The organism is Microbacterium sp. A93 (genome assembly GCF_051842835.1).
This window is the reverse complement of record NZ_JBPXMT010000005.1, coordinates 238,104-252,003: the sequence shown is the minus strand read 5'-3', so window position 1 is coordinate 252,003 and position 13,900 is coordinate 238,104. Positions and strand designations below refer to the sequence as shown.

At 64.7% G+C, this 13,900-nt stretch carries 14 protein-coding genes and 1 tRNA gene; 6 read left to right on the top strand and 9 right to left on the bottom strand.

The window, feature by feature from the left end; translation table 11 throughout:
• Positions 1 to 114 precede the first annotated feature (114 nt).
• Positions 115 to 3,777, top strand: coding sequence for an AAA family ATPase (locus ACSU1G_RS14630; protein WP_439280688.1), 3,663 nt, complete (start codon positions 115 to 117; stop codon positions 3,775 to 3,777).
• Positions 3,770 to 3,970 carry a hypothetical protein gene (locus ACSU1G_RS14625; RefSeq protein ID WP_439280687.1) on the top strand — a complete coding sequence of 67 codons (201 nt, stop codon included), beginning with the start codon at positions 3,770 to 3,772 and terminating at the stop codon, positions 3,968 to 3,970. Before ACSU1G_RS14630 ends, ACSU1G_RS14625 begins: the two co-directional genes overlap by 8 nt.
• 61 nt (positions 3,971 to 4,031) lie before the next feature.
• On the opposite strand, the gene mscL is transcribed toward ACSU1G_RS14625, so the two are convergent.
• From mscL to ACSU1G_RS14610, 3 genes are read right to left on the bottom strand one after another with little or no spacing between them, the layout of a single operon-like run.
• Positions 4,032 to 4,439, bottom strand: a complete 408-nt coding sequence (mscL, locus tag ACSU1G_RS14620) for a large conductance mechanosensitive channel protein MscL (protein WP_439280686.1) — start codon at positions 4,437 to 4,439, stop codon at positions 4,032 to 4,034.
• Between the two features lie 26 nt (positions 4,440 to 4,465).
• Positions 4,466 to 4,738: an FmdB family zinc ribbon protein gene (locus ACSU1G_RS14615; protein WP_439280685.1), complete on the bottom strand. Its 273-nt coding sequence runs from the start codon at positions 4,736 to 4,738 to the stop codon at positions 4,466 to 4,468.
• Positions 4,739 to 4,754: 16 nt separating this feature from the next.
• Positions 4,755 to 5,351, bottom strand: coding sequence for a 5-formyltetrahydrofolate cyclo-ligase (locus ACSU1G_RS14610; RefSeq protein WP_439280684.1), 597 nt, complete (start codon positions 5,349 to 5,351; stop codon positions 4,755 to 4,757).
• 91 nt (positions 5,352 to 5,442) lie between these two features.
• Here ACSU1G_RS14610 and galU point away from each other — a divergent pair, with 91 nt between their 5' ends.
• The 4 genes from galU to ACSU1G_RS14590 all read left to right on the top strand — a co-directional run bounded on the left by galU (position 5,443) and on the right by ACSU1G_RS14590 (position 8,040).
• A complete protein-coding gene (gene galU / locus ACSU1G_RS14605) occupies positions 5,443 to 6,330 on the top strand; it encodes a UTP--glucose-1-phosphate uridylyltransferase GalU (RefSeq protein ID WP_439280683.1) in 888 nt (295 codons plus the stop codon).
• A 21-nt stretch (positions 6,331 to 6,351) separates the two neighbouring features.
• Positions 6,352 to 6,981, top strand: a complete 630-nt coding sequence (locus ACSU1G_RS14600; protein WP_439280682.1) for a GNAT family N-acetyltransferase — start codon at positions 6,352 to 6,354, stop codon at positions 6,979 to 6,981.
• A gap of 74 nt (positions 6,982 to 7,055) precedes the next feature.
• Positions 7,056 to 7,913 carry a hypothetical protein gene (locus ACSU1G_RS14595; RefSeq protein ID WP_439280681.1) on the top strand — a complete coding sequence of 286 codons (858 nt, stop codon included), beginning with the start codon at positions 7,056 to 7,058 and terminating at the stop codon, positions 7,911 to 7,913.
• A gap of 54 nt (positions 7,914 to 7,967) precedes the next feature.
• Positions 7,968 to 8,040: transfer RNA gene (locus ACSU1G_RS14590), tRNA-Ala, on the top strand.
• 85 nt (positions 8,041 to 8,125) lie between these two features.
• On the opposite strand, the gene ACSU1G_RS14585 is transcribed toward ACSU1G_RS14590, so the two are convergent.
• From ACSU1G_RS14585 to ACSU1G_RS14560, 6 genes are all read right to left on the bottom strand, one after another.
• Entirely contained in the window at positions 8,126 to 9,007 is an 882-nt protein-coding gene (locus ACSU1G_RS14585; RefSeq protein ID WP_439280680.1) for a metallophosphoesterase, read from the bottom strand.
• Between the two features lie 26 nt (positions 9,008 to 9,033).
• A complete protein-coding gene (locus tag ACSU1G_RS14580) occupies positions 9,034 to 9,954 on the bottom strand; it encodes an AEC family transporter (RefSeq protein WP_439280679.1) in 921 nt (306 codons plus the stop codon).
• Positions 9,955 to 10,366: 412 nt separating this feature from the next.
• A complete protein-coding gene (locus ACSU1G_RS14575) occupies positions 10,367 to 11,305 on the bottom strand; it encodes a sensor histidine kinase (protein WP_439280678.1) in 939 nt (312 codons plus the stop codon).
• Positions 11,302 to 12,018, bottom strand: a complete 717-nt coding sequence (locus ACSU1G_RS14570; protein ID WP_439280677.1) for a response regulator transcription factor — start codon at positions 12,016 to 12,018, stop codon at positions 11,302 to 11,304. Before ACSU1G_RS14570 ends, ACSU1G_RS14575 begins: the two co-directional genes overlap by 4 nt.
• Positions 12,019 to 12,022: 4 nt before the next feature.
• Positions 12,023 to 12,583: a DUF3060 domain-containing protein gene (locus ACSU1G_RS14565; RefSeq protein WP_439280676.1), complete on the bottom strand. Its 561-nt coding sequence runs from the start codon at positions 12,581 to 12,583 to the stop codon at positions 12,023 to 12,025.
• Between the two features lie 45 nt (positions 12,584 to 12,628).
• Positions 12,629 to 13,840: an OmpA family protein gene (locus ACSU1G_RS14560; protein ID WP_439280675.1), complete on the bottom strand. Its 1,212-nt coding sequence runs from the start codon at positions 13,838 to 13,840 to the stop codon at positions 12,629 to 12,631.
• Between the last annotated feature and the right edge of the window lie 60 nt (positions 13,841 to 13,900).

Sequence of the window (13,900 nt, the reverse complement as noted above, 5' to 3'; positions counted from 1 at the left end):
GCAGAAAAAGTGGTCCAATCCGGTGAAACCCGGCCAGAATACAGGGATCGCGCACCTGTGGAGCCTAGTGTGGCCTATGTGTGGCGACGTGAAGATAAGGCTGCGGATTCCGCGATGACGCTCGGCAGCCAACAAGACAACCAGACCGCAATCGAGGTCGCTCACATCGCCGACGCCGAACGCACCCGGTTGCGCGCAGAAGCCGCCGATCTCGGCGGACCATCGCCGCTTGTCAACTACCGCGACACCGTCGAGGGTGGCATTGACATCTCCAAGGCTCACCCGGGGAGCCTGCCGCAGTTCATCACCGGCAAATCCACGCTGCTCTCCAACCTGTTCCGCGATGAGGTCGGTCTGCGCACCGCACGTCTGGCTGCAGAACGGATCACGGCCAAGCACACTGAGTTGCGCACGGTTCGCGGCATCGAAGCGGTCCACCTTGCTGTCGGTCTCGCCGGCTGGCGCATCGGTGGCGTAGATTTCGCAGCCCCAGTGCTGTTGCGCCCACTTGCCATCCGTCGGCATCACACAGACTTCGAATTGAAGCTGCAGGGTGCGTTCGTGGTGAATCCCGAACTCGTGCGGGCCACGCGTGACCACTTCGGCATCGCAATCGATGCGGAGGCACTGGCCTCCCTCGCGTATGACGGCGGCATCTTCAAGCCGCAACCGGTCATCGACAGTCTGCGCGTTGCCACCCAGTCGATCGATACCTTCACGGTGCTGCCGAGGCTTGTCGTGTCGAGTTTCGCTGATGTCGCCTCCTCGATGGCGCGCGACAGTCGCACCCTCGATCATCAACTGCTCAATGCTCTGGCCGGCCACGTCGCCGACCGTGAACAGGTGACGTCCGCACGTCCGCTGCCGCACATCACCAGTCCAGATGACCGTGCCCCGGCATCCGACACGCTCCTGCTCGACGCCGACGCCGAGCAGGAAGAAGTGTTGGCTCGGATCTCGGCCGGTCACTCGCTCGTCGTCTCCACGCTCCCCGGCACCGGTGGCACCCAGACCGTCATCAATGCGCTCGGTGAGCTTGTCCGCGCAGGCAAGCGCGTGCTCGTCGTGTCGGCACGTCGCTCCACGCTCGACGGCGTGCGCCACCGTCTGGCAGGAATCGGACTGGACAGCCTGGCTGTGTCCCCTGCGAGCATCCGTCGCGATCTCGTTCGCGCGATCGGACGCAACGAGAAGGCCACAGCGCCCAAGGTCAGCGACGTCGATGACGCGCTGGTGCGGCTGCGCGCTGTGCTGCTCGATTACCGTAAGGCGCTGACCGCTCCGGTCGCCGGAATCGACGCCTCCGTGCTGGATTCCACCAGGCAGCTCACCCGTCTGGCATCGTTGCCGGTGCCACCGTCGACGACCGCGCGGCTGAGCACAGAAACACTCCGCCGCCTCGCTGGCGATCGTGCCGACGCGGCTGCTGCGCTGGTGCAGGCCGCGCGCCTGGGGGAGTTCCGCTTCGGTCCGGATGACTCGCCCTGGTACGGCGTGAGCTTCAGCAGCACCGAGGCAGCGCGCTCGGCGCACGAACTTGCCGGTCGGTTGCACGCGTCCAGCGTTCCCGCGCTACTGGAACGCGGCTATGAGCTCATCTCGCAGACGCGGATGCGGCCCTTCGCAACGATCGACGAGCTCGGGGAATACCTGAGGCTGCTCGAGGGCGTCCGCGAATCGCTTGACCGCTTCAGCCCGACCGTTTTCGAGCGCCCGCTGGGCGAGTTGATTCAGGCTCATGGCTCTCGGCGCGATGCTCCGGGGCTCTCCGGAGCGAACCGCCGCCGACTGCGCCGCCTTGCCAAGGAATACGTGCGCCCCGGCGTGCATATCTCCGAGATGCACGAGGAACTGCTGCGTATTCAGCAGCAGCGTACGCAATGGCAGCGCTTTGTCGATGCCGGTGTCGCCCCTGAGGTGCCGCTCGGCCTCTCCGAGGTGCTCGGATCGTGGCAGCGTGTCAGTGCCGAGTTGGCAGAGCTCGACACCGCTCTCGGACGCCGTGAGCCGCTCGCCGCGCTTCCTGTCGAACGACTCGTGCGCACCCTGGCGGGTCTCGCTGCACGCTCAGATGTGTTCGACAACCTCGTCGAGCGTGCCACCATCCGCGACAAGTTGGCAACGCTCGGGCTGGAACCGCTGCTCGCTGAACTTTCGGTGCGGCACGTCGCGGAAGATCAGGTCGCCGAAGAACTCGAGTTCGCCTGGTGGCAGTCTCTGCTGGAGCGCGCGTTGCAGGACAACCGTGCTTTGCTCGGCGCAAACACGGCGGTCGTTGACCGTCTGGAGCGAGACTTCCGTCTTGTCGATGAAGCTCACGCCTCGATGGCAGGGCCCCTGCTTGCCTGGCAGCTGGCGAATCAGTGGCGGATCGGTATCGTCGATGAGCCCACAGAGTCGCAGCACCTGCGGCGCGCACTCACTCAGGGCACGCCGTCTACGGCGGAGATCGTCTCGGCAGCGCCGACACTGATGAACGTGTTGGCACCGGCATGGATCTCCTCTCCATATCAGGTGCCCGAGATTCCGGAATCGGTCGAGTTCGACACTGTTCTGCTGGTGGATGCCGCGGCCATCAACCTCGCCGAGGCAGCCCCAGCGATCCGTCGTGCACGACAGGTCGTTGCCTTCGGTGATCCGGTGACGCAGCGACCGACGCCCTTCGCAATGGCAGTGGATGCCGACACCGAATGGGAAGCCGAGCTGCCGTTCGATGAGACCTCGGTGTTCGAACGTCTTGCCGAACTTTTACCCGTCATGACGCTCACCCGCAGCTACCGTGCGGGCGGTGAAGACCTCGCCGAGCTCATCAACGATGCTTTCTATGGTGGCGAGATCATCTCCTTGCCGTGGGCCGGTTCTTACCTCGGACGAGGAAGCCTCACTGTTGACTACGTCGAGGGTGGTGTCGGCGCACCCGACCCGATCTCCGGTGCGGTAGAGAGCCCCAACGCTGAGGTCTCCCGTGTTGTGACGCTGGTGGTCGAGCATGCCGTGCACCGCCCGACGGAATCGCTCATGGTGATCACCGCGAGCGCCCGTCATGCCGAACGCATTCGCGCCGCCGTCACGACCGCCTTCGCCGGACGCTCCGACGTCGCAGACTTCGTCGGTCGCTACACCGCAGAGCCGTTCGCGGTGCTCACTCTGGAAGAGTCGGTGGCCGAGAGTCGCGATCGCGTGATCTTCTCCCTGGGCTACGGGCTCACCAAGCACGGTCGTGTGCTCAGCGATTTCGGCGACCTGTCAACGCCGGACGGCGAACGACTGTTGACCGTCAGCATGACCAGGGCGCGTCGCTCAATGGTGCTGGTCTCCTCTATCCGTCCCTCGGCATTCGATGACGGACGCCTCGTGCACGGGGCATCCACGCTCATGTCGATCCTCGGAGGCCTCGCGACACGCAGTCGTGAGTCGCGCTTGGAAGACCTGGCCGACCCGTTGACCCTCGCCCTGGCTCGGGAACTGCGGCGCCTTGGCGCATCGGTCGACGTGGACTATCGCGGTCTGCTGCCGCTCGTCGCGCAGCACAAGGGCAAGGCCGTCATCATCGAGTCTGACCCGGAGACGCGCGGAGAATCGCTGCGCGAGACGCTGCGCCTGCGTCCGCACGTACTGCGCCGCCTCGGCTGGCACTATGTGCGCGTGCATGCATTCGACCTCTACAGCGACCCGGTGACGGCGGCATCCCGCATTGCTGCCGTGCTCGGCATTGCCGCAGACGCGGTGAAGGCCGACAACGACACCCAGCCGATCGATCTCTCTGACGATGTCTGACGAGCAGGTCGCTGGTGCGGAGCGTCAACGCATCGTGCGAGTTCCCGGCAGCCGCCGTGCGCGACTGACGCCGGTGCCAGGAACGGATGCCTCTCCCGACGTGGTCACGCACACGGCGCCGGCGAAAGACAGCATCGTGGGAAACGGTCCCAACGATGACCGGATGCTCGGCGACGTACCCCCGCACTACTGAGCGCGGTATGAAGAAAGCCCTCACCTCCCGGGGAGATGAGGGCCTTAGCTGATGCTGCGGTTCAGTTCGCGGCGCCCTTGCGGAGCGCGTCGCGGATATCGATGAGCAGCTCCTGCTCGGTCGGCAGGGTGTCCTCCTCGACGACGGGATTGCGTGCTGCCTGGCGTTCGTTGTACTTGTTCATCGGCGCGACGATGGCGAAGTACACGACGATCGCGACTGCGAGGAACGAGATGATCGCGGTGATCAGGGTACCGAGCGGGAAGGTCACTTCCTGCCCGTACAGGCCGATCATCTTCGGTCCGAAGTTGCCAGCGGCATCCGCGACGAAGAAGAGTGCGACCAGTGGATTTATGATGCTGGCAACGACCGCGTTCACGATCGCTGTGAAGGCACCACCGATCACAACGGCGACCGCGAGGTCAATCACGTTGCCTTTAGTGATGAACTCTTTGAATCCCTGGAACATGGGAACCCCCATCTATTGAGCAGGCCTCAGGTCGAGGCTGGAGTCGACGCGGGTGCCGGGGCGGCGCTCGTCGACGATTCCGATTTCGATGATGACTCTGATTTTGGTTTTCCGCCACCGCCACTCCGCGAATCAGTGCGATAAAAGCCTGATCCGTTGAAAGTGACCCCGATGGAGCCGTACTGCTTGCGCAGGCCGCCGCCGCATTCGGGGCAGACGGTGAGGGTGTCGTCGGAGAAACTCTGGACGGCGTCGAAGGCGTGGCTGCACGCGGTGCAGGCATAGGCGTAGGTAGGCATGTCCGTTTTCGGGTGTTCAGTGCCGCGTAGGCGACAGGGTGAGGGTCCGCGTGGGGGTCACGATGCCGGTCACCGGCTGGTCGTGCACCTCTCGCGGAAGGGAATCGAGTATCTCGGAATCATAGATCACGGCGTATACAGGAGGGCATTTCTCCATTGAGCCGATGGTCTTGTCGAAGTAGCCACGGCCCCAGCCGAGGCGCATGCCGGTCATGTCGACGGCAGCGGCCGGGATGATCATCAGATCGACGTCGTTCACCGCGATCGGGCCAAGGACTTCGCCGGTCGGCTCTGGCAGGCCGAACAGTCCTTCTGCAATTGCATCGGAGTCGTTCGCGACGGCCCAGTCCAGCAGGCCGTCGGCGCGGGTGATGGGCAGAAGTACCCGGATGCCCCGCTGCACGGCACTGGTGACGAAGTCGCGTGTGCCCGGTTCAGCGGTCGTGGACAGGAAACACGAGATCGAAACTGCGCCATGGTCGTCAACGAGAGCGTCGAGTTGCTCGCCGATACCGGATGCGGCGGCCTCACGCTGCGCGTCGGAGAGCAACTGCCGTCGCTCGCGCAACTCCGCGCGCAGCGCGCGCTTCTCCTGCGTGATGTCAGTCGACATGCTTCGAGTCTACGTGTCGCGCCGAAGGGGAAGGCCGAAGTGGTCGGGCGCAGCTCCGGGCCGAAGGTCGCACCCCCACTAAGCTGGCACAATGGGAAAACAGTCAATGAAGGCGGTAATTCCGGCAGCCGGCCTGGGCACACGATTCTTGCCCGCCACCAAGGCCATGCCGAAAGAGATGCTGCCGGTGGTCGACAAACCCGCCATTCAGTACGTGGTCGAAGAAGCAGTCGCTGCGGGCATTGATGACATTCTCGTAATCATCGGCCGTAACAAGAACGCCATCTCCAATCACTTCGACTCCGTCCCCGAACTTGAGGTCAAGCTCACGGAGAAGGGCGACGTTGATCGCCTCGAGCGGGTCATGAAGTCCAGTGATCTGGCCGATATCCACTACCTGCGTCAGGGTGAGCCGAAGGGACTGGGCCACGCGGTGTTGCGAGCCAGGACCCACGTCGGCGACAGCTCCTTCGTCGTGCTGCTCGGTGATGACCTCATCGATGAGCGTGACGAGCTTCTCTCGACGATGATCGCGGAGCACGAGCGCACCGGTGCGGCAGTTGTCGCTCTCATGGAGGTCGAGCCCGCCAACATTCACATGTACGGCGCCGCTGCGATCGAGACCACAGACAATGACGACCTCGTCCGTGTCACCGGTCTCGTCGAGAAGCCGGCCGCAGAAGACGCGCCGTCCAACCTCGCCGTCATCGGTCGTTACGTACTGCCTGCGTCTGTGTTCCCGATCCTGGAGCGTACCCAGCCTGGCAAGGGCGGGGAGATCCAGCTCACAGATGCGCTGCAGGAGCTTGCTGCAGAAACCGATGGCCCCGGCGTCGTCGGCGTCATCTTCCGTGGCCGTCGTTATGACACCGGCGACCGCGTCGACTACATCAAGGCGATCGTGCAGCTCGCAGCCGACCGCGATGACCTCGGACCGGAGCTTCGTCCGTGGTTGAAGGAGTTCGGCGCGCGCCTGTAGAGGCTCGGGTTCGAGGATCGGATGGAATTCGTGCAGGGGCGACGTCATGGACCGGTCGAGCTGAGGCTTGTCCGCACCCGTGATGCGCGTGTTCTCCAGCAGGAACTGCTTCAGAACCGTGCCTGGCTGCAACGCTGGGAAGCGACCATACCGAATGGTGTCGCATCGTTTGACATGCGGCTCGGTATTCGCCGGCTGCTGCAGCAGTACCGCGATGGTGGCGGATACCCGTTCGTCGTGGAATACGACGGTGAAATCGCCGGTCAGCTCAACGTGTGGGGAGTGTCCCGCGGTTCGCTGTGCTCAGCGACCATCGGGTATTGGGTGAGTGAGCGCTTCGCCGGTCGAGGGATCACTCCGGCGGCGGTGGCGCTTGCCACGGATGCGGCCTTCCGCGAGTACGGGCTGCACCGGATGGAGATCTGTATCCGTCCGGAGAACACGGCAAGCCTGCGAATCGTGCAGAAGCTCGGCTTCCGCTACGAGGGGCTGCGTCGGCGTTACATCCACATCGACGGCGACTGGCGCGATCATTACGCTTTCGCGCTCACCCGCGAGGACGTTCCGGATGGCGTTCTGGCGCGCTGGGTGAACGGTCTCGTACCGCAGGATGCCGCGACCATCCCGCCGTCAGACCGGCTCTCGCTCTGAGAACTATGATTCCCGCGAGCGACACGCGCCTCGACTGAGGCGAAGGCTGGCCTGCGTCGCATACCGTTGTCCCTATGAATGGGCCAGTACTGAGTGGGGGCGTCATCGTCCTTGTCTCGGTGCTGCTCTGGATGCTGTACCTGCTGCCCTCGTGGCGTGGCCGGTATCAGTACAACGCCTCGGAGCGGAACGCTGTGCGCCTGAATCAGGCGCTGCGTGTGCTGGCGGAAACGAGTGAGACACCTAATGAAGTGCACCTCGAGCTCAACGCACGCACCGTGCTGGCCCAACAGAAGCTGGTGAAGCGTCTGCAGTCGGAGAAGGAAGCATCTGAGCTGGTGCGCCTTCGTGCCGAGCTTGCCGCGACCCGCGCCGATCCGGTGATGCGACAGGCGCGCGCTCGTCGCAACGTACGCATGGTGGCGACAGTTCTGCTGCTTGCCGGTCTGGTGCTTGTGGGGCTGGGTGTATGGCAGGTGCTGATTGGTGGCGCGCAGCTGATGATCTGGATCGGTGGTGCGCTCGCCGTCGTTGCCGCGGCCACGCTGCAGAAGATGGCATCCGTGTCGCTTCGTGCGGCTCGTCGGCCGGCCGAGGTCGTCGTCGAGAGCGCGGCTGCGCGCGTGGCACCGCCGCTGCATGATCAGGGTCGCGCAACGTGGACGCCCCGCCCGCTGCCCGCGCCGCTGGTATCGGTCAGCGGTTCGCTGGCGCAGACGGCACGGGCCGAGATCGAGGCGAAACAGGAACTGCGCCGTGCCGAACGCGTCGCCCGGTTGCGTGAGCGCGCGGAAGAGATGGCACAGCCCGCACCGGTCGCCATCCCCGCAGCCAAGGCGCCCGCCTCGCCGTACGCGAAGATGGGTTTCGTGGATGACGCGGAAATCGAAGAACACGTGCGTCAGCTGCTGCAACGCCGCGCCGTCGGCTGAGCTCTCGAGCGGCGCATCGCACCTTTCGGGCGTGATAATCTAGCTGAGGTTCATGGGCCTATGGCGCAGTTGGTAGCGCGCCTCGTTCGCATCGAGGAGGTCAGGGGTTCGAATCCCCTTAGGTCCACACTGTGTTGAGACAGTAAGAAGAAGCCCCGCTCCGGCGGGGCTTCTTCGTTTTCCTCTGATCAGCGCCGCTTCAGTGCGCCCGATCAGTCCGGCCGGCCGGCATCCTGAACGATCTGCGCCACGACATCCGCGTCGAAGTGAAAGACCACGTCATCCGGTGTCAGCCGCTCGGTAAACGGAACCACGCGCACCCGGTCGTCGTCGATCGTGATGACCGAGCCGCCGAAAGCGTCGATCGCGGATTCCTCGGTCGGGTCGGCGAAGGCGTGGGAGATATTCGTCACGCCGGGAGCAACAGTGACGGCAACTCCACCCACGAACTCCGTGATGGCCTGGTGGTAGTGGCCAGCGAGGATGAGGCGTACATCGGTGCCGCGCACGATGTCGATCAGGTCCTGCCCGTCACGTTCGTCGAGAGCGAGGGCCTGAAGCAGAACGGTCTGCGCCCTGACCGGTGGATGATGCACGACCACGACCGTGCCGTGCGTCGCGGAGGAGGCGAGAAGCTCGCGCAGGAACTGCTTCTGCGCGGCCTCGAGGGTGCCGAATCCCGCGCCAGGCACCGAGCTGTCGAGAACGATGACTCGCCACCCGTCCTGTTCGGCGACAGACGCCACAGGACGGTCCAGATCGATGCCCGGCAGTTCCTGTTCACTGGCATCCGGTTGTCCGCCACCCAGTGTGGCGCGGAAGGCGTCGCGCCGGTCGTGATTGCCCATCGCGAACACCGTGCGTGCTCCACGATCTCTGGCCCAGGGGATGACGGCATCCCTGACCAGGCGGTACGACTCCTCAGAACCGTCATCGCTGACGTCGCCTGAGACGACGACCAGGTCGAAAGTGAGGTGTTCGACATGCGCCAGTGCTCTGCCCAGGTGCTCGGCAGTATCGACGACGCCGTAGTGACGCCCGCCGTCTGCGGAGAAATGGGTGTCGCTGAGGTGCAGGATGCGGAGAGCGCTCATGCTGACACTCTTCCAGTTGCCCGCCCTCACCCCAAGAGCAGTGTCGCGATCAGCAGCACGGGTACGCAGCCGATCGTCGTGATGAAGACCGTATCGCGAGACATCGCCTCGCCGACGTCGTAGCGCTGCGAGTAGTTGAAGACGTTCTGTGCGGTCGGCAGCGCCGCAAGAACGACGACGATCAAGACCTCGTGCGCGGACAGACCGAACACGAACTGTGCGGTGACCCACGCGACGAGCGGCATGATCAGCAGTTTCAAGGTGCTCGCGAGCAGTACGTCCCTACGGTGCCCCGAGGTGCCGAGAACCTTCTGGCCGTGCAGTGAGATGCCGTAACTGATCAGCAACACCGGAACGCAGGCGTTCGCCAACAGAGTGGTCGGTTCCATCACGATCGGCGGCAGTTCGATGTCGAACACCGAGACGAGGGTCCCCAGCGCTGAGCCGAGAATGATCGGGTTCGTCGCCGTGCGCACGAAGGTGCGCCAGGGCGACGTACGCCCACTCGTGACGGCGTCGAGGATCGTCAGCGAGATCGGTGTAAACACCATCAACTGCAGCAGGATTACCGGCGCCGGGTACGCGGCGCTGCCCAGCAGATACAGCGACAGCGGAATGCCGATGTTGTTCGAGTTCACCTGCCCAGCCGACAGCGCACCGATGACGGTCTCACCGACGCTGCGCTTCCAGATGTACTTCGCCACGAGCGCGTGCGCACCAATGACCACGACCGCAGCGATCGCGGACACAGGCAGCAGCGACGAGAACAGCATCGATGCATCGGCCTGAGCGAGCACGGTGAACAGCAGGAAGGGGGAGAGCACGAAGAACGTCAGTCGCCCGAGCACATGGCGGGCGTGCGGGCCGAGAAGGTCGATGCGCCCGATGAGATATCCGACGGCGATCGCGAGCCCGACGACAACGAATCCCGTGAGTGTATCGAGCACGTTCTGAGCGTAGTCGCTTCGGATCTCCTGACCGGTTCGGAGAGCACGTTTTTTCCTTCTCACCGGGAAATTTGACTTCACCGTGGAACTGGCTATGGTCAGTGGTTACACCCGCCAGCCGAATAAGAGGGAAGCGAGTCTCGATGTCTGGAAAGACACCCACAGAACGAACAGGTAAGAAATCCGCGAAGCTGTCGCTGAAAGAGAAGCGAGCAGTCAAGCGTGCCAAGCAGGAGCCGGAGAGCTTCATTAAGTCCCGCAAGGGCGCGGCTGGCTGATCTGACGGAGAAATCCGACTCCTGAGAGGGGGTCGCGGGCGGGTGAGCCTGCGGCCCCTTCCACCTTTTCCAGCGCAGCGGCGAGCGTGTCCAGCGCAGCGGCAGGAATGTTCAGCGCAGCGGCGGACTCAGGTTCAACGCAGCGGCAGGCGCAGCGTGATCACGCTGCCGGATCCTTCCACGGAACGCAGTGCGACGTCGCCGCCGTGTCGGGCAAGCACCGTCGACACGAGCGTGAGACCGAGCCCCGAGCCCTGCACATCGCGTGCGTTCTGCGCGCGCGCCAGCTCGTCGAAGACGACGGGAAGATCGACTGCGGGGATGCCACGGCCCGCGTCGGCGACCTCGATGACTGCCCATCCGCTTTCCTCGCGAAGCCGAACCTCGATCGGGCCCTCGGCAGAGTACTTCACGGCGTTGCCGAGGACGTTGTCGATCGCGAGCGACAACAGATCGATGTCGGCATGCACTGGCGGCACGGTCCACGGAACTCGCGTGACGTCCACGCGGATGCGGGCCGCCGAGGCGCCGTCGCGCTGGCGGATCGCCTCGACGGCTTCTTGGAGCAGGAGCTCGAGGTCGACCTGTTCTCGTTCCAGTTCTCGCGTCTCCAATTCGGCAAGCTTGCGCAGATCTCGGACGAGAGTGCCCAGCTTTCGCGCCTGCGCATCGACTGTGTGCCATTCCGGTGAGTCTCGGCCTGCGGCGGTCGCGAGAATCGCGGTCAGAGGATTCTTCAGTTCGTGATCAAGTCGGGCCAAGAACGTGCGATGGCTCTCTCGCTCTGTGCGCTGGCCCACTGCCTCGCCTTCGATGTGGGCGGCGGCGACACGCGCCCTGCTGCGGCGGCGACGCGAGCGCACGAGTAGGGCGATCCCCACGATCAGGCTGATCAGGACGCCTGCGGCCAGGAAGACGGCGGGAAGCGCGATCGCGATCGTCAGGCTGCGGCGTTCGCCGAGCAAGAGCAAGATGCCACCTGCTGCAGCGCCCAGTATGACCGGGCTGATGACCGCGGCGGCCAATCTGACACGGTGAGCGGGGTTCCAGCCGAAGCGACTTGCGGCGCTCACGCTGGCACCACCGCGGCGATGAAGCGATAGCCGAGACTCGGTGCGGTATCGATGAAGCGAGGTGTGGTCGGGTCGTCGCCGAGAACCCGACGCAGCTCGGCGATCCGGTGATCGACCGCGCGACTTGAGCTGGCGAAATCAAAGCCCCACAGCGCCGCGAGCAGCCGTTCTCTCGGTAGCGCCTCCTGCGGATGCGTCATCAGGTACTCCAACAGCGTCATCGCTTTGGGGGTCAGAGTGATCTCGCGCTCCTGCAGCCACGCCCGACGAGAAGTGCGATCCAGGAGCAGCTCTCCGGCACGCAACTTCGTCGCTGCCGGCAGTCCGCCCGCACCCTGCGATGCCCTTCGCAGCACCGCGCGGATGCGTGAGAGTAGCTCCTGGGGATCGAACGGCTTGTTCAGATAGTCGTCTGCGCCCTCGTCCAGTGCCGCGCTGCGCTCCCACGATTCGCCGACCTGAGTGAGCAGGATCACCGGCAGCCAGAGGTCGCGCTCGCGCAACAGGCGCACGAACTCGCGCCCATCCATGTGCGGCATCAGGACGTCACTGACGACGAGATCAGGAACCTGTTCGGCCACGGCATCCAAACCCGCCCGGCCATCGCCGGCGATGCGGACGTCATAGCCGCTGCGCTCCAGAAACGCGCTCAGCGCGCCGGTGATCGCCTCGTCATCATCGACGAGGAGGAGGCGGGGTCGGTCGGATGCCACAGACTCATCCTGCCGTGAGCACGTTGCCGACGCCGCTATCGTTCACGGCCGGTGTCGGGCCGAGCCAGTACACGGCGCCGCCGTCTCCTGTGACGTTGAGCGTGTTCACCGCGTCGACAAACACCGCGTTCCCGACGCCGCGGATGTCCAGGGTGGTGATCTCTCCCGCTACGACGAAGCCGCCGTGCATATCGAGAACGAGGTGCTCGCAGGGGCCATCGACTTGGATGACCTGCCCGGTCTCGTTGTCTCCGAGGACGAGGTCGCCGTCGCACGTCACGGTCTTCATGACCGAGGCGAGCTTTTCATCGCGGGTCTCGCCGACCTCGGCGCTCCACTCGGTGGGGCCGGAGTCTGCGTTCACGGGGCCGTCCTCGGCGTCGTCCGGGGCATCCTCCTCGGGGGCATCCTCGTCGTTGGCCACCGCGTCCTGCGGCTCCGTCTCAACGGCGGACTCCTGCGTCGTATCCGTATCGGGGTCGGTCACCGACACGGCGCATCCGGTGAGCGTGGTGATGAGGATGCCAACGGCTGCGGCGATCGCGAGTGAACGGACGGTGAGCATGCTGTCTCCTTGAGGGGGACCGGTGAGATGGGCAGAAGTATGGGGTCAGAGAGCCGCAGGGATGAAGATCTCGACGCGGCGGTTGAGCTGACGGCCGGCCGCGTTGTCTTCGCCGTCGATCTCGTTCGCGGCAACGGGGCTGGTTTCGCCATATCCCTCTGCGGTGAGAGCTGACGTGACTCCGGCCTTTTCCAGAGCGGCGACCACGGATGCGGCGCGTTCTTCGGAGAGCGTCTGGTTGTCGTCGTCGGAGCCGATCGCGTCGGTGTGGCCGGACACGATCGCCTGGGGGACGTCATACTCGGTCAGCACGGCTGCGACGGTCTTGAGGGTGCCTGCAGCGTCAGCGCGCACCTCGCTGCGGTCGAAGTCGAAGAGCACGCCGTCCTGGAAGGTGAGGATGGTGCCGCATGACTCGATCGGCTGCAGCGCGCTCAGCGGAGGAAAGACTCCGAGCACCGGCACGATCGCGATCGGTTCGACCTCGATTGGTACGCCATCGATCGTGCCGGTCCCGTCACCGTAATTGTTGATCGTGATGTCAGCGTCGCTGTAGACGCCGGAGCCGTCGCCGTAATTCTCGATGCTGACGGTGCCATCTGCGTAGTTGCCAGATCCGTCGCCGTAGTTGTTGATGACCACGGCGCCTGCCGTGTAGATGCCGGAACCGTCGCCGTAGATGTTCACGCTCATGCTGGCATCGCTGTAGACGCCGGAGCCGTCGCCGTAGTTCTGGATGCTGACGGTGCCATCGTCGTAGGTGCCCGATCCGTCACCGTAGTTGTCGACCTTCACACCGTTGAGAGTGAAGGAGCCAGACCCGTCACCGTAGTTCTGGATGCTGCCGTCGGCACCGGTGTAGTTGCCCGAGCCGTCGCCGTACAGGTAGGCGCTGCCGTTGCCGGCGATCACGCTGCCGCCGGCATCGCACTGCGCGGCAGAGACCGTCACACCGGGGATCGTCGCGAAGTCGTCGCGAACCTCGATCGTGAAGGAAGAGACACTCGCATCCAGAAGGGAGAGGTCGGGCAGCTGGAACAGCGGCACCGGCGGGAACTCACCCTCGGCATATCCCGCGACCGTGGGCAGGCCAGTGGGTGCATCGGGCTCGGGCGTGCTCGCCGCAGGTTCAGACTCGACTGCGGCGGGTGCCGTCGGCGTCGATTCGGCCGGAATCTGGGCCGAGCATCCGGCTGCGGCGATAAGCGTGAGAGCGGTACTCAGTGCGGCCACTGCTCGGCGTGCGGTCGTGTTCATGCCTTTGAGAGTATCGAACCGATGTCGCCGTCCTGTCGCGCCGATGTCGCAGTTCTGCGA